22 protein-coding genes, 1 pseudogene and 1 riboswitch are annotated in these 20114 nt (G+C 66.5%); of the genes and pseudogenes, 4 read left to right on the forward strand and 19 right to left on the reverse strand.

Annotation, left to right across the window (positions count from 1 at the left end; genetic code table 11):
• Positions 1-7 precede the first annotated feature (7 nt).
• Together GOQ09_RS25945 and GOQ09_RS25950 are read right to left on the reverse strand one after the other, a co-directional pair.
• On the reverse strand, positions 8-826 hold the full coding sequence (locus GOQ09_RS25945; RefSeq protein ID WP_242630940.1) for an alpha/beta hydrolase: 819 nt from the start codon (positions 824-826) through the stop codon (positions 8-10).
• Between the two features lie 26 nt (positions 827-852).
• A complete protein-coding gene (locus tag GOQ09_RS25950) occupies positions 853-2364 on the reverse strand; it encodes a M20 family metallopeptidase (protein WP_157616506.1) in 1512 nt (503 codons plus the stop codon).
• Between the two features lie 92 nt (positions 2365-2456).
• On the opposite strand from GOQ09_RS25950, the gene GOQ09_RS25955 reads away from it, so the two are divergent.
• Positions 2457-3254 (forward strand): DUF72 domain-containing protein, encoded by a 798-nt coding sequence (locus tag GOQ09_RS25955; protein ID WP_157616507.1) that lies wholly within the window; start codon positions 2457-2459, stop codon positions 3252-3254.
• A gap of 7 nt (positions 3255-3261) precedes the next feature.
• Here the strand turns inward: GOQ09_RS25955 and GOQ09_RS25960 are convergent, their stop codons facing one another.
• Complete coding sequence (locus GOQ09_RS25960; RefSeq protein ID WP_157616508.1) at positions 3262-3780, reverse strand: bactofilin family protein; 519 nt, start codon at positions 3778-3780, stop codon at positions 3262-3264.
• 136 nt (positions 3781-3916) lie between these two features.
• On the opposite strand from GOQ09_RS25960, the gene GOQ09_RS25965 reads away from it, so the two are divergent.
• Complete coding sequence (locus GOQ09_RS25965; RefSeq protein WP_157616509.1) at positions 3917-4855, forward strand: ion transporter; 939 nt, start codon at positions 3917-3919, stop codon at positions 4853-4855.
• Here GOQ09_RS25965 and GOQ09_RS25970 read toward each other — a convergent pair.
• The 4 genes from GOQ09_RS25970 to GOQ09_RS25985 all read right to left on the reverse strand — a co-directional run bounded on the left by GOQ09_RS25970 (position 4800) and on the right by GOQ09_RS25985 (position 7885).
• Complete coding sequence (locus GOQ09_RS25970; RefSeq protein WP_157616510.1) at positions 4800-5390, reverse strand: IMPACT family protein; 591 nt, start codon at positions 5388-5390, stop codon at positions 4800-4802. The two genes, GOQ09_RS25965 and GOQ09_RS25970, sit on opposite strands and share 56 nt — an antisense overlap.
• A 39-nt stretch (positions 5391-5429) precedes the next feature.
• Positions 5430-6017 carry a methionine biosynthesis protein MetW gene (gene metW / locus GOQ09_RS25975; RefSeq protein WP_157616511.1) on the reverse strand — a complete coding sequence of 196 codons (588 nt, stop codon included), beginning with the start codon at positions 6015-6017 and terminating at the stop codon, positions 5430-5432.
• Entirely contained in the window at positions 6014-7192 is a 1179-nt protein-coding gene (metX, locus tag GOQ09_RS25980) for a homoserine O-succinyltransferase MetX (RefSeq protein ID WP_157616512.1), read from the reverse strand. The genes metW and metX overlap by 4 nt, the downstream gene beginning before the upstream one ends.
• Before the next feature lie 129 nt (positions 7193-7321).
• A complete protein-coding gene (locus tag GOQ09_RS25985) occupies positions 7322-7885 on the reverse strand; it encodes a TMEM165/GDT1 family protein (RefSeq protein ID WP_157616513.1) in 564 nt (187 codons plus the stop codon).
• Between the two features lie 9 nt (positions 7886-7894).
• Positions 7895-8078, reverse strand: a riboswitch (yybP-ykoY riboswitch).
• A gap of 265 nt (positions 8079-8343) precedes the next feature.
• On the opposite strand from GOQ09_RS25985, the gene GOQ09_RS26540 reads away from it, so the two are divergent.
• A complete protein-coding gene (locus tag GOQ09_RS26540) occupies positions 8344-8907 on the forward strand; it encodes an RNA recognition motif domain-containing protein (protein ID WP_157616514.1) in 564 nt (187 codons plus the stop codon).
• Positions 8908-9008: 101 nt separating this feature from the next.
• Here the strand turns inward: GOQ09_RS26540 and GOQ09_RS25995 are convergent, their stop codons facing one another.
• Genes GOQ09_RS25995 through GOQ09_RS26010 form a run of 4 tightly spaced genes read right to left on the reverse strand, consistent with a single transcriptional unit; the run spans position 9009 to position 12010 of the window.
• A complete protein-coding gene (locus GOQ09_RS25995; RefSeq protein ID WP_157616515.1) occupies positions 9009-9791 on the reverse strand; it encodes an SDR family oxidoreductase in 783 nt (260 codons plus the stop codon).
• Positions 9792-9822: 31 nt separating this feature from the next.
• On the reverse strand, positions 9823-10467 hold the full coding sequence (lptC, locus tag GOQ09_RS26000; RefSeq protein WP_157616516.1) for an LPS export ABC transporter periplasmic protein LptC: 645 nt from the start codon (positions 10465-10467) through the stop codon (positions 9823-9825).
• On the reverse strand, positions 10464-11012 hold the full coding sequence (locus tag GOQ09_RS26005) for a KdsC family phosphatase (protein WP_157616517.1): 549 nt from the start codon (positions 11010-11012) through the stop codon (positions 10464-10466). Before GOQ09_RS26005 ends, lptC begins: the two co-directional genes overlap by 4 nt.
• A complete protein-coding gene (locus GOQ09_RS26010; RefSeq protein ID WP_157616518.1) occupies positions 11012-12010 on the reverse strand; it encodes a KpsF/GutQ family sugar-phosphate isomerase in 999 nt (332 codons plus the stop codon). Before GOQ09_RS26010 ends, GOQ09_RS26005 begins: the two co-directional genes overlap by 1 nt.
• 87 nt (positions 12011-12097) lie before the next feature.
• Here GOQ09_RS26010 and GOQ09_RS26015 point away from each other — a divergent pair, with 87 nt between their 5' ends.
• Entirely contained in the window at positions 12098-14083 is a 1986-nt protein-coding gene (locus GOQ09_RS26015) for a monovalent cation:proton antiporter family protein (RefSeq protein ID WP_157616519.1), read from the forward strand.
• 42 nt (positions 14084-14125) lie between these two features.
• Here the strand turns inward: GOQ09_RS26015 and GOQ09_RS26020 are convergent, their stop codons facing one another.
• The 8 genes and pseudogenes from GOQ09_RS26020 to rpmH form a co-directional block, all read right to left on the reverse strand.
• A complete protein-coding gene (locus GOQ09_RS26020) occupies positions 14126-14872 on the reverse strand; it encodes a hypothetical protein (RefSeq protein WP_242630941.1) in 747 nt (248 codons plus the stop codon).
• Between the two features lie 159 nt (positions 14873-15031).
• A pseudogene (locus GOQ09_RS26645) lies at positions 15032-15079 on the reverse strand (hypothetical protein); the annotation flags it as partial.
• Positions 15080-15164: 85 nt separating this feature from the next.
• Complete coding sequence (locus GOQ09_RS26025) at positions 15165-15626, reverse strand: Crp/Fnr family transcriptional regulator (RefSeq protein WP_126749319.1); 462 nt, start codon at positions 15624-15626, stop codon at positions 15165-15167.
• Between the two features lie 90 nt (positions 15627-15716).
• Positions 15717-17135: a tRNA uridine-5-carboxymethylaminomethyl(34) synthesis GTPase MnmE gene (mnmE, locus tag GOQ09_RS26030; RefSeq protein WP_157616521.1), complete on the reverse strand. Its 1419-nt coding sequence runs from the start codon at positions 17133-17135 to the stop codon at positions 15717-15719.
• Positions 17136-17212: 77 nt separating this feature from the next.
• Positions 17213-18898 (reverse strand): membrane protein insertase YidC, encoded by a 1686-nt coding sequence (gene yidC / locus GOQ09_RS26035; protein WP_157616522.1) that lies wholly within the window; start codon positions 18896-18898, stop codon positions 17213-17215.
• Positions 18895-19182 (reverse strand): membrane protein insertion efficiency factor YidD, encoded by a 288-nt coding sequence (gene yidD, locus GOQ09_RS26040; protein WP_157616523.1) that lies wholly within the window; start codon positions 19180-19182, stop codon positions 18895-18897. The genes yidC and yidD overlap by 4 nt, the downstream gene beginning before the upstream one ends.
• Entirely contained in the window at positions 19179-19574 is a 396-nt protein-coding gene (locus GOQ09_RS26045; protein WP_157616524.1) for a ribonuclease P protein component, read from the reverse strand. The genes yidD and GOQ09_RS26045 overlap by 4 nt, the downstream gene beginning before the upstream one ends.
• Positions 19575-19660: 86 nt before the next feature.
• Complete coding sequence (gene rpmH, locus GOQ09_RS26050; RefSeq protein ID WP_007834827.1) at positions 19661-19795, reverse strand: 50S ribosomal protein L34; 135 nt, start codon at positions 19793-19795, stop codon at positions 19661-19663.
• Positions 19796-20114: the final 319 nt, after the last annotated feature.

The following is a 20114-nucleotide window of genomic DNA, read 5'->3' on the forward strand; positions in this document are numbered from 1 at the left end:
ACGCCGCTCAGCGGGGCGGAAAGCGCCGGTCAAGCCACCGCTGCAGCGCGGCGAACACGGGCCCGGCATCCAGCTCGTTGAATATCTCGTGGTACAGGGCCTCGAAGCAATGCGCCTCGACCATGCCACCGGGCGCGGCCGCCGCGGCAAAGGCACGGCTGGCGGCCGGCCTCACGAGATGATCGTCGCCCGCATACATCAACAGCGTGGGCACCGGCCAATGCGGGGCGGCCTGCTGGATGGCCGCGCCTTCGTGCGCGAGAAAACGCGCGAGCCGGCTGCCGACGCGGTCGTGCGTGAGCGGATCGGCGCGGTAGGCCTGCACGACGTCCGGGTCGTGCGAAAGAAAATTGTCGTCGAGCCCGTTGCCGACACGCAGGTTCGGCGCAATGCGCGGCAGCACCGCGAGCAGCGCCTTCTGTAAAGCGTTCAGGCCGGGATCGAGCCCCGGCGACGACAGCACGAGCCCATCGACCGGCCGAAGGCCACGCGACACCAGGCTGGCCGCGACCAACCCGCCCAGGCTGTGGCCCAGCAGCACCAGCGGCGAGCCGGCGTTCTCGCGGCGAGCGTCGTCGACGACCAGCGCAAGATCTTCGACCAGCCGCAGCTCGCTCGGCAAGCCGCCGCGAGCGCCCGAGGATTCGCCGTGGCCGTGATGGTCGTACGCCCATACGGCAAAGTTCCACTCATGCAGGCGCGCCGCAAGCCCGGCATAGCGCCCGGCGTGCTCGCCGAGCCCGTGCACCAGGACCACAACCGCACGCGGCGCGCCGGCCGCGGGAAGACGGCGCAGCGCCAGCGTTTCGCCGTCCGGCGCGGACAATGAAACGCGCCCCGCCGCAGGTCCGCTCAAGCGGCAACCGGCTCCGCGGCGGCGGTGCGGTGCGCAGCCGGCAAAGCCGCGATCACTTCAGCCACGGCGGCCGTCAGCTTCTTGGCATAGGGCACATGCAGGAACTCGTTGGGGCCATGCGCATTGCTCTTCGGGCCGAGCACGCCGCAGACCATCATCTGCGCCTTGGGAAAACCTGCGCTCAGCATGTTCATCAGCGGAATGGTGCCGCCCTGGCCGATGTAGCCGCACGATGCACCGAAGTGCGCCTGCGAAGCCTTGTTGAGCGCGTCTTCGAACCAGGGGGTGATCGTCGGCGCGTTCCAGCCGGTGGCGCCGCCGCCGCTTTCGAACGTGACACGCGCCTGGTAGGGCGCGTTGTCCTCGAGCAGCGCCTTCAGCTTCTGCACCGCCTCGGCCGCGTCGACCAGCGGCGGCAGGCGCAGCGAGAGCTTGAACGCCGTATAGGGGCGCAGCACGTTGCCCGCGTCCTTCAGCGCCGGAAAGCCTTCGGCGCCGGTGACCGACAGCGTGGGCTTCCAGGTGCGGTTGAGCAGCGCCTCCACCGGGTCGGTGGTGGTCGGCAGCGCGAACATGGTCGAGCCGCCGCAGTCGTAGTGCGCCCACGGAAAGCGCTTGTAGACCTCTTCGCCGAGGATCGCGGCGGTGGCCTTGGCCTGCGCCAGGCGGTCGGCCGGCACTTCGCAATGGAAGCTCGCGGGCAGCAGGCGCCCGGTAGCGCTGTCTTCGAGCCGGTCGAGCACCTGCCGCATGATGCGGAAGCTCGACGGCACCAGGCCCGACGCGTCGCCGGAGTGAATGCCCTCGGTCAGCACCTCCACCTTGAGCGTGCCGCTGGCCATGCCGCGCAGCGACGTGGTGAGCCACAGCTGGTCGTAGTTGCCGGCGCCGGAGTCGAGGCAGATCACCAGTTCCACATTGCCCAGCCGCGGGCGCAGCGCATCGACGTACGGCAGCAGGTCGTAGGAGCCGCTTTCCTCGCAGGTCTCGATGATCCCGACGATGCGTGGATGGGCCGCGCCCTGGTTCTTGAGCGCCTGAAGCGCCGCCACGCTCGCGTAGACCGCATAGCCGTCGTCGGCGCCGCCGCGGCCATAGAGCAGGCCGTTCTCGTACTTGGGCGTCCAGGGGCCGAGGTCGTTGCGCCAGCCGGTGAATTCGGGTTGCTTGTCGAGGTGGCCGTACATCAGCACGGTCTCGCTCATGTCGGTGCCGGTGGCCGGCACTTCGAAGAACAGCACCGGCGTACGGCCTTCGAGCCGCACTATTTCCAGCTTCAGGCCTTCGACCTTCTGCGCCTCGACCCAGGCGGCGGCGTTGCGCAGCACCGTTTCCAGGTAGCCGTTGGCCGACCAGTCCTTGTCGAAGCCCGGCGACTTGGCGGGAATGGCGATGTAGTCGGTGAGTTGCCTGACGATGTCGCCGTCCCATTGGGCGGTGACATCGGAGAGGGCGCGCTCGGCGTCGAGCGTTCCGGCGGGCATTTCGCGGTGCAGGGGGGCGTTCATCGGTGGGTTCTCCGCGGGGGTGACGAAAAATCGCATTTTGCGCCTCGCCGCGACCCCGCGTAGAGTGCGGCGATCTCAACCCGGAGCGCAATGTGAGCAAGGCAACATCGACTCGGACTCAGGCCAATATCAAGGTGGGCATCGGCGGCTGGACCTACGAGCCCTGGCGCGACAACTTCTATCCCAAGGGGCTCGCGCACGCAAAGGAGCTGCGCTATGCGAGCCGCAAGGTCAGCGCCATCGAGATCAACGGCACCTACTACAGCACCTTCAAGCCCGAGACTTTCCGCAAGTGGCACGACGAGGTGCCCGACGACTTCATGTTCTCCATGAAAGCCTCGCGCTTTTCGACCAACCGCAAGGTGCTTGCCACCGCGGGAGACTCGATCCAGCGCTTCATCGACAGCGGCGTGAGCGAGCTAGGCGAGAAGCTCGGGCCGATCGTGTGGCAGTTCATGCCCACCAAACAGTTCGATGCCGAAGACTTCGAGGCCTTTCTGGAGCTGCTGCCTAAGAAAGAAGGCAGCCGCGCACTACGTCACGTGATGGACGTGCGGCATGAGAGCTTCATCAACCCCGCCTACCGGGCGCTCGCGAAGAAGTACAAGGTGTCGACCGTGTTCACCGACGCCGACAAGTTTCCGTCGTTCGAGGAGCCCGAGGGCGACTTTGCCTATGCGCGGCTCATGATGGCCGATGCCAAGCTCAAGACCGGCTATGCGCCGAAAGCGCTCGACGGCTGGGCCGAACGCGCTCGGCAATGGGCCGAAGCGCCGAAGAAGCGGGACGTGTTCGTCTACTTCATCAACGGCGCCAAAGAAAAAGCACCGGCCGCGGCCGGTGCCTTGCTGGAGCGCCTGGGTTGGAAGCCGCCCGAAGAGGCGGCCTAGGAGCGGATCAGGCGGCCGCTTGCAGCGACTGCTTGGCGCCGAAGCTGATCTCGCCCGAGAGCTGGCCGCCTTCTTCGATCACGATCTTGCCGTAGCGGATCTTGCCGGTGACCTTGCCGGTCGAATGGATCACGAGCTTTTCGCGCACCGTGAGGCTGCCGTCGAAAACGCCACGGATTTCGGCGATGTCGATTTCGGCCGAGCCCTTGAATTCACCCTGTTCGGCGATCTGCATCAGGCGCGAGTCCATGGTCGCTTCAACCAGGCCTTCGACCACGAGCGTGTCGCAATCGGTGATCTCGACGCCCTTGAGCTTGATGTTGGGGCCGACGGTAAGCTTGCTGCCGCCTTCCTTGGCGGCGGGAGCGGCCGCCGGAGCCAGGCCGCCTTGCTGTGCGGTGAGGGAAGAAGGGTTGACGGGCGAACCCGAGAGATTGGTGCCCGAGCCCACCAGCGGCGCGGGGCGGGAGGTCAACGAGTCGGTGTCACGATCACGCTTGCCGAAAAATGGGGACTGTGTAGCCAAAGGGGAGCTCCTCAACAAAGGGGCTATCGTAAGAACCACTCCATGGCCTGCCGCACTTCATTGCGCAAGAAACGTAACTGAATAAATCTCCGCCGGGCTGGACAATGCCCCTTTCCGTGACCTCCTGGTTCGCAAGATGACTCCATCGAACACTGCCCCCGCTGCCCGGACCCTGGCAATCTCCTCGACCATCGACGCGCGCTTCGACAAGCCGGCGAGCGGCTGGCGGCGGCGCTTGTTCACCGTGATCTTCGAGGCCGACACGCGTGCCGGCCTGCTTTTCGATCTGGCATTGATCGCCGTCATCGTGACCAGCGTGCTCGTTGTAATTCTCGACAGCGTGCAGTCGATCCGCGACCAGTGGCGGCCTCTGTTCAATGCATTCGAATGGGGCTTCACCATTCTCTTCACGCTCGAATACATCGCGCGGCTCGCCTGCGTGAACAAGCCGATGCGCTACGCGCTGAGCTTCTACGGCGTGATCGACCTCCTGGCGCTGCTGCCAACCTACCTGGTGGCTTTCGCGCCCGAGCTCGCCTACCTCATCGATGTGCGCGTGCTGCGGCTTTTGCGCGTGTTCCGCATCTTCAAGCTGTCGCGCTACTCCGTGGAATACCGCGCGCTGGTGTCCGCCGTGGCCGCAAGCCGCCGGAAGATCACGGTGTTCGTCGGCTTCGTGATGCTCGTGGTGCTGGTGATGGGCACGCTGATGTACGTCGTGGAAGGCCCGGTGCACGGCTTCACCAGTATTCCGGTGGCGATCTACTGGGCGATCTCGACCATGGCCACGGTGGGCTTCGGCGACCTGGTGCCCAAGACCGATCTCGGCCGCGCCATTGCATCCGTGATGATGCTGGTGGGCTGGGGCGTGCTGGCGGTGCCCACCGGCATCGTCACCGCCGAGATGGCGCGCCGCGGCCCGGGCGACGATGAGGCCCCCGTGGTGCTCGCGCCGCGCGGCGTGCTGGCGATGACGGCGCCCCCGGCCCCCGCGGTGCCCGCGGTGCCCGCGCGGCGGCTTACGCCCGCGGCCAGACGGCGCGCCCTTGCGCAGCATCGTCGAGGCGGGCGATGAAGGCGTCGGCGTCGGGCTCGGGCAGCGTGAATGCGAATTCCACCGCGTCGCCGTGCCGCACCTCCATGATCGAAGCGCCGCTCACATCTGCAATCTCGCGCCGCACGAGCCCTTCCAGCGCATAGGGCACGGTGCATTGCAGCAACCGCTGGCGCACCAGCGGCACCAGCGTTGCGCCAACGCAAGCCTGCGCAACCGCATCGGTGTAGGCCCGCACGAGCCCGCCCGCGCCCAGCTTGATGCCGCCGAAGTAGCGGACCACGGTGGCGAGCACGCCTTCGAGCTGCTGATGCCGCAGCACCTCGAGCATCGGCCGGCCGGCCGTGCCGCCCGGCTCCCCGTCATCGTTGGCCGCCGATTGGCCGCCGGCCATCAATGCCCAGCAGACGTGCGCGGCGGCGGGGTGTTCGTTACGCAGAGCTGCCACGATGGCCAGTGCAGCGGCGCGGTCGGCCACAGGCTGCACGCAACCGATGAAGCGGCTCTTCTTGACCAGCAGGTCGCTGTGCGCCGGTTGCGAGAGCGTGAAGCTCATGGGGCCGCCGTGTCCGCTTTTGTGGGGGCGCGAAAACGCTCAGCGCTCCCGCTCGAACTTGAACACCGCCGTGCCCGCGCGCGCGTTGGGCAGCCAGCGCACGCTGCGGCCGCCCTGCACGCCGAAGGCATCGAGCACGCGCAGGCTGTTCTTTTGCGCGAGCACTTCAAAGTCCTTGAAGGTGCCGACCCGGATGTTGGGCGTGTCGTACCACTGGTAGGGCAGGCGGCGCGTCACCGGCATGCGGCCGCGCGCAATGCTGATGCGGTTCGGCCAGTGGGCAAAGTTGGGAAACGCGACGATGCCGATGCGGCCCACGCGCGCGGTTTCTCGCAGCATGACCTCGGCATTGCGCAGGTGCTGCAGCGTGTCGATCTGAAGCACCACGTCGAAGGTGGCGTCGTCGAACACCGCCAGGCCTTCGTCGAGGTTCAGCTGGATCACGTCGACGCCGCGGCGAATGCACTGCAGCACGTTGCCGTCGGCAATTTCCACGCCGTAGCCGGTGCAGCCGCGCTCGCGCTGCAGCAGGTCGAGCAGGGCGCCGTCGCCGCAGCCGAGGTCGAGCACGCGCGCGCCCTCAGGCACGAGGTCGGCGATGAGGCGTTGGGTTTCGAGATCGCTCATTGGGCAGTACTCCCTTCGGCCTCGGTCTCGAGAGCCACGCGCTCGAAATAGGACCGCACCACGCCCATGTAGCGCACATCGTCGAGCAGGAACGCGTCGTGCCCGTGCGGCGCGTCGATCTCGGCGTAGCTCACGTTGCGGCGGTTGTCGAGCAGCGCCTTCACCAGTTCGCGGCTGCGCGCGGGCGAGAAGCGCCAGTCGGTCTTGAAGCTCACGAGCAAAAACTTGGCGGTGGCCTTCGCAAGCGCAGCGCTGAGGTTCCCGCCGTGCGCGCGTGCCGGATCGAAGTAGTCGAGCGCGCGCGTGATCAGGAGGTAGGTGTTGGCGTCGAAGTACTCGCTGAACTTGTCGCCCTGGTAGCGCAAGTAGCTTTCGATCTGGAACTCGATTTCCTGAGTGGAATAGCGGTAGTCCAGCGCCGCCGTATCGCCTTCGACCGCGCTGCGCAGGATGCGTCCGAACTTCTCGTTCATGACGTCGTCGCTCAGGTAGGTGATGTGGCCGATCATCCGCGCAATGCGCAGGCCCCGCTTGGGAACCACGCCGTGTTCGTAAAAATGGCCGCCGTGAAAGTCGGGGTCGGTCACGATGGCGCGGCGCGCGACTTCGTTGAAGGCAATGTTCTCGGCCGTGAGGTTGGGCGCACTGGCCACCACCACGGCATGGCGCACGCGGTCGGGGTACTGCAGCGTCCATGACAGCGCCTGCATGCCGCCGAGGCTGCCGCCCATCACGGCGGCGAGCGTGCGGATGCCGAGCGCGTCGAGCAGCGCGGCCTGGGCATCGACCCAGTCCTCGACCGTGACCACCGGAAAGTCGGCGCCGTAGATGCGCCCCGTGGCGGGGTTGGTGTGCATCGGGCCGGTCGAGCCGAAGCAGGAGCCGAGGTTGTTCACGCCGATCACGAAGAAGCGGTTGGTGTCGACCGGCTTGCCTGGGCCGACCATGTTGTCCCACCAGCCTTCGGACCTGGCCTGGCCTTCATAGACGCCCGCGACATGGTGCGAGGCATTGAGCGCATGGCACACCAGCACCGCATTGCTGCGGTCGGCGTTCAGGGTGCCGTAGGTTTCGTAGGCGAGCGTGTAGCTGCCGAGCGAGGCGCCGCTGCGCAAGGCCAGCGGGCCCGCGAACTGCATCGACTGCGCAGAGACGACCAAAGAAGTTGACGACATCAATGAAAAAACCCGGCCTCGCCAAAAACGAGCCGGGTTGTTCGCCAACGGACTGTCTTTAGCTGAATTTATAAAGCGCCCGCAAGCTGAAGCAAATCGGCGCAGCCGGCAGTATATCGCTCCGCCGAATTACCAGCCGACGATCATCACGATGCCAAGCACGAGGAAGATCGCCGCCGAGATGCCATGCACGAGCGTGATCGGCACCCGCTTCACCAGCTTGTCGCCCAGCCAGACCACGGGCGCATTGGCCAGCATCATGCCGAGCGTGGTGCCCGTGACCACCCAGATGTAGGCGTCGGTGAACCGTGCGGCGAGCATGACGGTGGCGATCTGGGTCTTGTCGCCCATCTCGGCCAGGAAGAACGCGATGAGCGTGGTGCCGAAGACGCCGTAGTGCGAGGCGGCGGGCGCGTCTTCCGCGTCGAGCTTGTCCGGAATCAGCATCCAGGCGGCCATGGCGATGAACGAGCCCCCCAGGATCCAGCGCAGCACATCCGGGCCGAGCCAGTGCGTGATCCAGTTGCCGACGGCGCCGGCCAGAGCGTGGTTGACCACGGTGGCGACGAAGATCCCGAGCACGATCGGCCAGGGTTTTCTGAAGCGGGCGGCAAGCAGGAGGGCCAGCAACTGGGTCTTGTCGCCCATTTCGGCGAGCGCGACCACGCCGGTTGCAACGAGAAAAGCTTCCATGAGAGCAGGGGTTCCTTGGGCCGAAGGACGCAATTGACCGTGCAACACCTTCGGCCATATTCCCGAAGTTGCACGGTCAAAGGTCTCGCCAGGTGAATCACTGCACGCGCCATGTCCCGTGTGGGGCAGGACAAGTCTGTTGACGCGGGCCCTTCTCGCGATGGAAGGCGGCTACTCCCCAATGACGGAGCGGATTCTACCTGCGGCTTTTCGGCCTCCCCGGCGCCATTCTTGTAAGCGGGCGCTAGCTTCTTTTAATTTTTGGAGGCCCTACAGGAAGCGGCAAATTCCTGCTTGCATTTTGTGTATTTCACCCATAATGCACGAGCCTCCCTCTTCGTTTTGCCGGGGCGGCAGTTCGGTGATCGGTCAGTTTCGCGCGACTCGACAGCTCTTGGTTGAGTGATGCTTTCGGGACTCCATCGCTTTTCTTGCTATGTGTTTATAGGAGTCCCTTGATGGGCAACAAACTGTATGTCGGCAACCTGCCTTACTCGGTGCGCGACGGTGATCTCGAACAGGCTTTCGGACAATTCGGCTCGGTGACCAGCGCCAAGGTCATGATGGAACGCGACACGGGCCGCTCGAAGGGCTTCGGCTTCGTCGAGATGGGCAGCGACGCGGAAGCACAAGCCGCAATCAACGGCATGAACGGCCAGCCCCTGGGCGGCCGCAGCGTCGTCGTCAATGAAGCACGCCCAATGGAAGCACGTCCTCCCCGCAGCGGTGGCGGCGGCTACGGCGGCGGCGGTGGGGGTTATGGCGGCGGTGGTGGTGGCGGCTACGGCGGCGGTGGTGGCGGCGGCTACGGTGGTGGCGGCGGCGATCGCAGCGGCGGTGGTGGCCGTTCCGGCGGTGGCGGCGGTTACGGCGGTGGCGGTGGCCGCAGTGGTGGCGGCGGCGGTGGTGGTGGCGATGGCGGTTTCCGCAGCCCCTACGGCGCCGGTCCGCGTGGCGGCGGCGGTGGCCGCTCCGGCGGTGGTGGTGGCGGCGGCTACGGCGGCGGAAATAGCGGCTACTAAGCCCTGCACCCCAGGCACACAGACAAAAGGCTCCCGAGGGAGCCTTTTCCTTTGGTGCTCGCGAAGAATCCGCTCGCGCACCCGGCAATAGTCCGGGCGGTTCAGCTTTCGCCGCTGCGCTTCTTGCGGGCCCTGCCTTGCACGGCCCGGTCGAGCAGGGCGTTCGGCAGCATGCGCATGAGCTTGGCGATAACGCCCATTTGCCAGGGAATCACGCGGTAGCTGGTGCCGGCCTCGATGGCGCGCAGCGCCTGGTCCGCAAAATCTTCGGCCCTCATGAGAAAGGGCATGCCGTAGCGGTTGCCCTGGGTCAGCGGCGTGTCGATGTAGCCGGGGCAGAGGGTGACGACCTTGACGCCGCTGTTATGCAGCTCGCCGCGCAAGCTCTCGCAGTACGCGACCACGCCTGCCTTGCTGGCGCAATAGGCGCCATGCCCCGGCAAGCCGCGAATGGCCGCAACGCTCGCAATGCCGACCAGTCGGCCGCTGCCGCGCTGCCTCATTGCCGCCACAAAGGGATGAAAGGTGGCCATCAGGCCAACGTTGTTGGTGGCAAAGGTCCGCGCCATCACGTCGATGTCTTCCCGCTCGGTGGTGTCGATGCCCACGCTGATGCCGGCGTTGGCAATGACCACATCGGGCAAGCCCTGGCGCTCGATGCAGGCGGCGCCGGCGGCCAGGATGCTGTCGGTCTGCGCCACATCCGCGCTATAGATCTGGTAGCTGGCTGGATCGAGATTGCGGGCGTTCGCCCAGGTTTCGATTTCCGCCGTGCGCCGTGCCACCAGGGCCAGCCGGTAGCCGGCTTCGTGGAAGCGGGCGGCCAGGGCCTGGCCGATGCCGCTCGATGCACCGGTGATGAAAACCAGCGGGGACGTACTCATGGGTGCGGGCGGCTTCCGGGTGATTTTTTCTTCAGCGCGGCTTGCCGCCGGAGGCGGCCCCCGACGGAATCAGGACGCCGCGCACCCGCCCGGTCAGGTTGGCGACCCCGCTCAGGTTGTCGTAGTCGAGGTTGTCGGCAGTGAACTGGTCAGTGCCGCGAATGAGCGTGACGGGCTTGTTCGAGGTCACGCGTTCGGTGTCGAGGAACGCGTGCAGGAAGTCGCCGCGGAACTCGAGGCGCGGCGTGGCCTTGCCGTTGGGGCCGACGACCGGATCGCGAATCACGATGGCATTGCCGAAGAGCTGGATCTCGCTGCCGTCGGAATTCGACAGACCCCGATTGGCCGTGGCATGGGTCGTGTAGCCCTGCGGCGAGACGGAGCGCACCCGCACGTCGTCGACTTCGGTGGTGTCGGTGTCGGGGTAGTGCCGGCCTTCCTTGCCGTGGAGTTCGCTGCGCAAGTCGCCGTTGGGCAGGTAGTTCTTGATGACGAAGCCGCGCATGAAATAGTCGGGCTCGTGGGTGGGCGCCGCCTTGACCGTGGGCTCAAGCAGCTTGGGCGCGTTGCGCACCAGCCAGTAGGTGCCGAGCGCCACGGCTGCCGTCAGGATGATGGGCAGGTAGATCGTGGCGCGATCGACGCCGTTGCGCAGCAGGTTCCAGGCGCGGCTCATTGCGTGGGACCTCGTGCCGCGTCGAGCAGGCGCCTGTACTGGCCGCAGGCCGTCAGCAGCACGTCGCAGAACTCGCGCGCCGCGCCTTCGCCGCCGCGTGCGCGGGTGACGTAGTTGACGGCGTCGCGCACTTCCACGTGCGCGTTGGCCGGCGCCGCTGCAAAACCGGCGCGCGCCAGCACCGGCAGGTCGGGCCAGTCGTCGCCGATGGCCGCGGCCTGGTGCCAACCGAAGCCCAGCTGTTCGAGCATGGCTTCGGCCGCGGGCAGCTTGTCTTCGGTGCCATAGCGCACATGCTGGATGCCGAGCGCCTCGAGCCGCACGCGCAGCGGCTTGGAATCGCGCCCGGTGATCACCGCCGGCGTGATGCCGGCCAAGCGAAGCAGCTTGAGCCCGTAGCCGTCGAGAATGCTGAAGCGCTTGAGGGTTTCGCCGTGCTCGGTGAAGTAGACGCCGCCGTCGGTCAGCACGCCGTCGATGTCGAAGAAGGCCACCCGCACATCCTGCGCGGCGAGCAAGGTTTCGGCCTGGAAGTCGAGCGGCATCAGATGACCTTCGCGCGCATCAGGTCGTTGATGCTGAGCGCGCCGATCAAATGCCCCGCGGGGTCGACGATGAGCACGCTGGTGATGCGGTGTTCTTCCATCAGCTCGGCCGCCTCGACCGCCAGCGCCTCGGCGCGCAGCGTGCGGGGGCCGGGGTGCATCACATCGGCGGCGGTCAGGCCGCGCAGGTCGCCGCCGGTCTCCACCTGCCGGCGCAGGTCGCCGTCGGTGAAGATGCCGATGGCCCGGCCGTCGGCGTCGACCACCGCCGTGGCGCCCAAGCCCTTGGAGCTCATCTCGCGCATCAATTCGCTGAGCGTTGCGGTGGGTGCCACGCGCGGCACGTCGTCGCCCGAGCGCATCACGTCGCTCACATGGGTGAGCAGCTTGCGGCCCAGTGCACCGCCGGGGTGCGAGCGCGCGAAGTCTTCGGAGCCAAAGCCGCGCGCGTCGAGCAGCGCCACCGCCAGCGCGTCGCCCATCGCCATCTGGGCGGTGGTGCTTGCGGTGGGGGCCAGGTTGAGCGGGCAGGCTTCCTTGGCAACGCCAGCATCGATCACGATGTCGGCATGCCGCGCCAGGGTGGAATCGGTGCGGCCGGTCATGGCGATGAGGGGCACGCCCTGGCGCTTGACCACGGGCAGGATCACGGTGAGCTCGTCGACCTCGCCGCTGTTCGAAATGGCCAGCACCAGGTCGACCGACTTGATCATGCCGAGATCGCCGTGGCTGGCCTCGGCCGGGTGGACGAACATGGCCGGCGTGCCGGTGGAGGCCAGGGTGGCGGCGATCTTGCGGCCGACGTGGCCGCTCTTGCCCATGCCCATCACGACCACGCGGCCGCGCACTTCGAGGACCTTGCGCACGGCCTCCACGAAGCTCGGACCCACGCGCGACTTGAGGCCGAGTACGGCATCGGACTCGATGTCGAAGGTGGCACGGGCCCGCGCGAGGATGGCGTCGGCGTCGACCACGGGGGGCAGGGGAGCTGAACTCATCGCCGGATTTTACGGGCCGGCCGGCATCTGCCGTCATCGGGTGAAAGCGGTGCGTGCGGGGCATGGACATTGCTCTAGCATCCAGCCATGTCTTCGTTCGATCTCACGCTGTTGTATTTGCTTGCCGCGGTCATCGGCGTCGTGGTCTGCCGCTCGCTGAAGCTGCCGCCGATGCTCGGCTATCTGTCGGCCGGCGTGCTGATCGGCCCGCATGCATTGGCATTGGCGCAGAACTCCGAAGCCATCCGCCACCTGGGCGAGTTCGGCGTGGTGTTCCTGATGTTCGTCATCGGGCTGGAGTTCAGCCTGCCCAAGCTGCGCGCCATGCGCAAGCACGTGTTCGGCCTCGGCCTGCTGCAGGTGCTGCTGACGATGACCCTCGCCACCGCCGGCGCGCTCTTGATCGCCTCGCAGCTCCCGCCGGCCTGGCGGCTCGGTTGGCAGACGGCGCTGGCCCTCTCGGGCGCGCTCACCATGAGCAGCACCGCCATCGTGGTCAAGCTGATGGCCGAGCGGCTCGAACTCGAAAGCGAGCACGGCAAGCGGGTGATGGGCGTGCTGCTGTTCCAGGACTTGGCGGTGGTGCCGCTGCTGGTGTTGATTCCCGCACTCGGCGCGCCGCCCGAAACGCTCGCCAAGGCGATCGGCTTCGCAACGGTGAAGGCCATCCTGCTGATCGGCGTGCTGCTTTATGGCGGGCCGCGCATCATGCGCTGGTGGCTCACGCTCGTGGCACGGCGGCGCAGCGAGGAGCTTTTCATCCTGAACGTGCTGCTGATCACGCTCGGCCTGGCCTGGCTCACCGAACTGGCCGGCCTGAGCTTGGCGCTGGGCGCCTTCATCGCCGGCATGCTGGTTTCCGAAACCGAGTACAAGCACCAGGTCGAAACCGACATCCGCCCGTTCCACGACGTGCTGCTGGGGCTCTTCTTCATCACGGTGGGCATGTCGCTCGACTGGCACATCGTGGTAGACCGCTGGGCGCTGGTGGGCGTGCTGCTGCTGATCCCGCTGGCCTTCAAGCTGGTTCTGGTGACGGTGCTGGCGCGGGTGCTGGGCGCCACCTCGGGCGTGTCGCTGCGCACCGGCCTCTACCTGGCGCAGGCGGGTGAATTCGGCTTTGTGCTGCTGACGCTCGCGCAGGAGCGCAGCCTGCTGCCGCCGTGGCTGGCCAACCCGGTGCTGGCGTCGATGGTGCTGTCGATGCTGGCGACGCCTTTCATCGTGATGTACACCAACGCCATCGTGCGCAAGCTGGTGGCGAGCGACTGGCTCCAGCAGTCGCTGCAGATGACCTCCATCGCGCGCAAGACCATCAACACCGCCAAGCACGTGATCATCTGCGGCTACGGGCGCTGCGGCCAGAACCTGGCGCGCATCCTGGAGCGCGAAGGCATTCCCTACATGGCGCTGGACCTCGACCCCGACCGCGTGCGGCAGGCCGCCGCAGCCGGCGATTCGGTGGTGTTCGGCGATGCGGCCCGGCTGCAGGCGCTCATGGCGGCCGGCCTGGCCCGCGCCAGCGCCGTGGTCGTCACCTATCTCGATGTACCCGGTGCCATGAAGGTGCTGGCCAATACCCGCGCCCACGCCCCGCAGGTGCCGGTGATCGTGCGCACCCAGGACGACCACGACCTGGAAAAGCTGCAGGCGGCCGGTGCGACCGAGGTGGTGCCCGAGGCCATCGAGGGTTCGCTGATGCTTGCGAGCCATGCGCTGGCGCTTGTCGGCGTGCCGATGCGGCGCGTGATCCGCGTGGTGCAGGACCAGCGCGACGCACGCTACAACCTGCTGCGCGGCTACTTCCACGGGGCCGACGACGACAACGCCGACGAACTCGACCATGAGCGGCTCAACACCTTCACGATCACGCCGGGTGCGCGCGCGGTCGGCCAGACGCTGGCGCGGATGGCGCTGGAAACACTGGGTGTGCGCGTTGCCGGCCTGCGCCGGCATGACGGTCAGCCGCAGGTGCCCACCGACGACACGGTGCTGACGGACGGCGACACCCTGGTGCTGTCGGGCAAGCCTGCCGCGTTGGCGGTCGCCATCGAGCGGCTGCAAAAAGGCTGAGCAAATGCGCTGGCGGGAGCCGCCGCAGCCTTCGGGATCCGCTCAGTTCACCAGCGTGGGATTGCGCTTTTCTTCTTCGATCCGCTGCTGACGGCGCACCGCCTCGCATTGCGCGTGCGGCTTGAATTCGGCCTTGAGGCACTGCGCAGCCATGCACTGCGCCTTCGCGATGAAATTGCGGTCGCCGCAAATGGACTGCGGATCGGCGGGCGCCGCCGCCACAGGCTGCGGCGCGGGCGCGGCGGCCACTGCCGGTGCCGCCTCGGGCACACCGGGCTGCGACGGGGCCGCTGGCACGGGCTTGCGGGACTTGGCCGCGGCGGATGGCGGCTTCGGGGTGGCAGCGGCGGGCGCGGCCGGGGCCGCAGCGGCGAGTGCCGCGTCTGCCGCAGCCGATGGCTCCGCGGACGGGGGCACCGGCGGTGCCGCCTCGGGAGCCGAAGACGCAGGAAGAGGCGCCACGGCAGGCGCGGCAACAGGCGCGGCAGTCGACGCCGCTTCGGCCTTTTCGGCCGGCGCGCCCTTTCCATAGCCGTACCAGCCGGCGATGATCATGAGCAGCCCGACGGCCAGCAACACCAGCCAGAGCAGGATGCCGCGCACACGCGGCGGCTTGTTGCGCACCTCCGCGCCGGCAGGGCGCGGAGTCCGCGGCCTCGACGCTTTCTTGACTCGAGGCTCGCGCGGCGGCGACGGCGGCCGCTTGGAGCGGCCCGCGCCGACGATGATGGTTTTTTCATCGGCCAGCGACCCGGCATGCGCGTAGGCAGTCTGAGAAGCGATCGGCAAGCTGCCATCGAAAAGCCCGCCGGGAATCGTGGGTGCGCGCAATTGTGCGGGCGCCGTGGCGGCCCATTCGCGCTCCGACCGGCTCTCAGGGCCTGGAGGCGGCGCCATTGGTGCCGGCGCTGCGGGCGCCAGCTTTCCGCCGCAACTCCTGCAGAAATTCGCGCCCTCGCGGTTCTCCGCGCTGCACACCGGACAGATCAAGGCCATGACGACTGACTTCTGGGAAAACGATTTCAAAAACTGGCTTGAAGAGCCGTCTGGGCCTGAATTGCGGAACCGACCCGATGGATGTTCAGGTCACCGCGACGCGCTTGGACCGATGCCCCATGCGCTTGGCAATCACCGCGCCGAGCCCCATGGCGATTTCGAGGGCCAGGTTGGGTTGGCGGTTCGACATTTCCGCAAAGCGGATGGCCGTGAGGCGCCACACGCGGCCCGCGCCGGTCACCACCACGTTGGCCGAATGCGGCTCGCGCGAGAAGAACGAGCCTTCGCCCACGACCGATCCGGGCATGAGCACGGCCAGCTTCATCTGTTCCTTGCTGCTGACGCGATGCACACTGATGGCGCCGCCTTCGAGGAAATACACCGAGCGGTCGTGCGTACCTTGCTCGATGAGAACGTCGCCAACGCCGGTATCGATAGGCTGCAGGTAGCCCGCCAGCGTTTCCCACTGCTGTACGTTGAGCGTCAACGCAAAGGCGTCGTTGCTGTTGTTGTCCGCGATGGCGCGGCTCAGGTTCTGGATGGACATGCTTTTCTCAACCCCCGCATCTGTCCCGAAGTATCCGCGAAGGCCCCGGGTTTCGGCTACAACTCTTTACGTTTTTCGTTGCGGCTGTCGCTATTTGCCGATGCAGAAGCGCGAAAAGATGACCCCCAGCAGGTCGTCCGCGCCGAATTCGCCGGTGATTTCGTTCAGTGCGTTCTGCGCAAGACGCAACTCTTCGGCCAGCAGATCGAGCAACTGGGCTTGCGCAGCCAAATGGCTTGCAGCCAACTCCAGGTGCGTTTGGACACGGCCCAGCGCCTGCACATGGCGCGCGCGAGCGAGGTAAACGCCCTCGGGCACCGACTGCCATCCCGCCATCGCGAGCAGTTGTTCGCGTAGCGCTTCGATGCCGAGGCCGGTCTTGGCGGAAAGGGCAATGCCTTGGGCCGAGGCGGGTACGGCGGCTGCCGGCGCGGCGTCCTGCTTGTTCCACACATCGAGCACCGGCACGCTCGCGGGCAGCTTCTGCCGCAGGCCGCGCAGAATTTCCGCGTCGGCGGCGGCGTAGTCGGCAAGGCTAGAGCGCGTCAGGTCGTGCAGGAAGAGCACGGCGTCGGCGCTCTCGATCTGGCCCCACGCCCGCGCAACGCCGATCTGCTCGACCTCGTCGCTGCTCTCGCGCAGGCCCGCGGTGTCGGCCACATGCAGCGGCACACCGTGGATCTGGATGGTCTGCGAGACCACGTCGCGCGTTGTGCCTGCCACTGCGCTCACGATGGCCAGTTCGGCGCCGGCGAGTGCGTTGAGCAGCGAACTTTTGCCTGCATTGGGTTGACCCGCGATCACCACCTTGATGCCCTCGCGCAGCAGCGCGCCCTGTCTGGCGCGCTGCTGCACCGCCGCCAATTGGGCCTGCAATGTTGCCAGCTGGCCGGCCGCATCGGCCTTTTGAAGAAAGTCGATTTCCTCTTCCGGAAAGTCGAGCGTCGCCTCGACCAGCATGCGCAGATGGATCAGCGCGTCACGCAGTGTGTGGATCTCGCGCGAGAAGGCGCCCGAGAGCGAGCGACCGGCGCTGCGCGCAGCCGCTTCGGTGCTGGCGTCGATCAGGTCTGCAATGGCCTCGGCCTGGGCCAGGTCGATCTTGCCGTTGAGAAAGGCGCGCTGGCTGAACTCGCCCGGCTCGGCCACGCGCAAGCCGGACAGCCGTGGACGGCCGGTGACCGGATCGGGCGCGGCGGCGGCTTCGAGGCAGCGCGCCAGCAGCAGCTGGAGCACAACGGTTCCGCCGTGCGCCTGCAGCTCGAGCACGTCTTCGCCGGTGAACGAATGCGGCGAGGGAAAGTGAATGGCCAGGCCATGGTCGACCGGCTCGCCGGCCGCGTCGCGAAAGGGCAAGTAGGTGGCTTCGCGCGGCTTGAGCGGCCGGCCGCAGAGGGCGTCGATCAGCGGCGCGAGCCGCGCGCCCGAAACGCGCACGATGCCCACCGCCCCGCGCCCCGAGGCGGTGGCAAGGGCGACGATGGGATCGGTGGTGCGGGCGAATGTCATGGAAGCGCGATTCTTTCAGCAAAAGCAAAAGGGCCGCGAATGCGGCCCTTTTGCGGAGGGGCGGAAGCTGCCGCGGCTTATTTGCCCAGCACGCCCAGCCGCTTGTTGATGAACCACTGCTGCGCAATCGACAGCACGTTGTTGGTGATCCAGTACAGCACCAGGCCGGCCGGGAAGAAGATGAACATCACGCTGAATGCGAGCGGCATGATCCACATCAGCTTGGCCTGCATCGGGTCCGGAGGCGTCGGGTTGAGCCAGGTCTGGAACAGCGAGGTCAGCGTCATCACGATCGGCAGGATGTACCAGGGATCGGGTGCCGAAAGGTCGGTGATCCAGCCGATCCATGGCGCGTGGCGCATTTCGACCGACGACAGCAGCACCCAATAAAGCGCGATGAACACCGGGATCTGGATAACGATCGGGAAGCAGCCGCCCATCGGATTGACCTTCTCGGTCTTGTAGATGCGCATCATCTCCTGCTGCATTTCCTGCGGCTTGTCCTTCAGCCGCTCGCGCATCTCCATGATCTTGGGGTTGATGGCCTTCATCTTGGCCATGCTGGCGTAGGCCTTGGCGTTGAGCCAGTAGAAGGCCGCCTTCAGCAGCACCACCAGCGCCACGATGGACCAGCCCCAGTTGCCCAGAATGCCGTGCAGCTGGTTCAGCAGCCAGTAAAGCGGCTTGGAAATGATCGCAAAGATGCCGTAGTCCTTGACCAGGTCGAGGCCCGGTGCAATGGCTTCGAGCTTCTTTTCTTCTTCGGGCCCGGCGAACAGTGCGCTGTTGACCACCTGGGTCTGGCCCGGGGCGATCTTCGGCAGCGTGGCCACCATGGCCACGGTGAAGAGGTTGTCGCCCAGGTCCTTCACGCGGAATTCGCGCCGGAGCTGTTCGCTCGCCGGGTCGCCCTTGAGGAGCCACGCCGACACGAAGTAATGCTGCACCATCGCAATCCAGCCGTCGTTGGCAGGCGGCGGCGGCTCGACCTTGCCCTTGGCAATGTCCTTGAAGTCGAGCTTGTGGAACTTCTTCTCGTTGGTGTAGGCGGCTGGACCGGTGAAGGTGTTGGTGCCGAACATCGTGCCAGCCGCCACCGTGCCGTGGCGCAGCAGCTGCATGTAGAGCTGCGCATCGCGCGGCTGGTCGCTCACGTTGACAACTTCGTGGCGCACGCCGATGGTGTATTCACCGCGCTTGAAGACATAGGTCTTGACGTACTTGAGGCCGCCCGCGGGGGCGCTTTCGAAGCTCACTTCGAGCGTGTTCTGGCCTTCGGCCATTTCGCGCGGCCCGGCCTTCGGCGCCATCGGCGTCAAGTGATTGGGAAAGGCTTCTCCGGTCTGGCTCAGCAGGCCGGTTTGTGCCACGTAGCGCGTAGCGGGCGAATCGTTCTCGAACAGCACCACGTGCTTGGTGCGATCGGCTTCGTCGAACTTGAGTAGCTCGAGGTAGTTGACCGTGGCGCCTTCGCTGTCGATCACCGCCTTGAAGAGGTCGGTGGTCACGTTGACGCGCTCACGCGGCGCGGCGGGCGCGGCCTGCGTGGGCACGGCGGCCGCGCTGCCACCGGCGGTGGATGCGCTCGGTACGCCGTTGCTGGCCGCCGGCGTGCTGCCCGCAGGCGCGCTGGCCACGGCAGCCGGCTTGGTCGACGGCAGGAAGGTGGGCTTGTTGCCGTTGAAAACCTGCCATTGGTCCCACAGCAGCACCAGCGAGAAACCAAAAATCACCCACAGGATCGTGCGGCGTATATCGTTCATGACGAAGACTTCTTGTCGGAGGAAAGGAGAGACGAAAACAGCGAGCCTGACTTGTCAGTGCGACACTGTGATGCCGGTGGAACCGGATCGTGCCCGCCCTGGCACCAGGGCTGGCAGCGCACGATGCGGTGCAGGGTGAGATAGCTGCCCTTGAGAGCGCCGTGGACTTCCAGCGCCTCGATCGAATAGACGGAGCAGGTCGGCTCGAAGCGGCACGACTGCCCGAGCCACGGGCTCAGCAACAGGCGGTAGCCCTTCACGAGGCCGATCAGCAGGCGCTTCATGACGAGGATGCTGGCGCGCGCGCGGCCCGCGCCAGCAACTGCTGGAGCTCGGCACGCACGGCGGCCTTGAGCTTGTCGGAGCTGGCGCTCACGAATTCCTTGCGGTCGAACGCCGCGCGCAGCCGCACCACGTGCGCCGCACGAGGCAGGCCGACGTCGGGCGCGGCGCTCACGGTATAGATCTGTCGCTTGATGGCGTTGCGCGTGACGGCACGGCGCGCCCAGCGCTTGGGCACCATGGCGCCGAGCCAGACATCGTCGGACGCGAACAAAGGCTGCGCGCTCGACGTTGAATCGAGTGCGCAGCGATGCAATGCGAAATGAGCAGTGCGCGCCACGGTGGCACCTGCGAGGACGGCCTGGAATTGCGCGCGGGTCTTGAGCCGCTGCATGGAAGCCGGGCCAGACACGCCAGAAACACTGGCTCGGAAAGCTGGCGCTGGCGGGTCGGCGGCTGGCAACGGCAGAGGAACTGCCGTCAGACGGCCAGGCGCTTGCGGCCCTTGGCGCGGCGTGCGTTGATGACGGCGCGGCCGCCACGGGTCTTCATGCGGACCAGAAAGCCGTGGGTACGGGCGCGGCGGACTTTGGAAGCTTGGTAAGTGCGTTTCATGATGAGATTTCCTGCTGATTCCCCCGATATCCACGATGTCCGACGAAGCCTTGAAAGGCCAGATCGAGCAGGCGGGCGCTGGGAGCGTTTTTCGGATGACCCCCGAAAGACGCAATGAGGTTTTCAGGGAAACCCGCAATTATCGCAAACATTCGGCCCAACACCAAACATCGAGTAACTTTGCGGGCCTTTGCATGGTGCCCGGGGGGATGTGGATAAGGTTTTGACAAGTTAGAATGCGGGCCGCCTTGCAGCAGAGAATATCCACAATACATATACCAAAAAATGGACGAGGGACGCACCACTTTTTCAAGCACCC

Origin of the sequence: Variovorax paradoxus (assembly GCF_009755665.1) — a bacterium.
Lineage (GTDB): Bacteria > Pseudomonadota > Gammaproteobacteria > Burkholderiales > Burkholderiaceae_C > Variovorax > Variovorax paradoxus_G.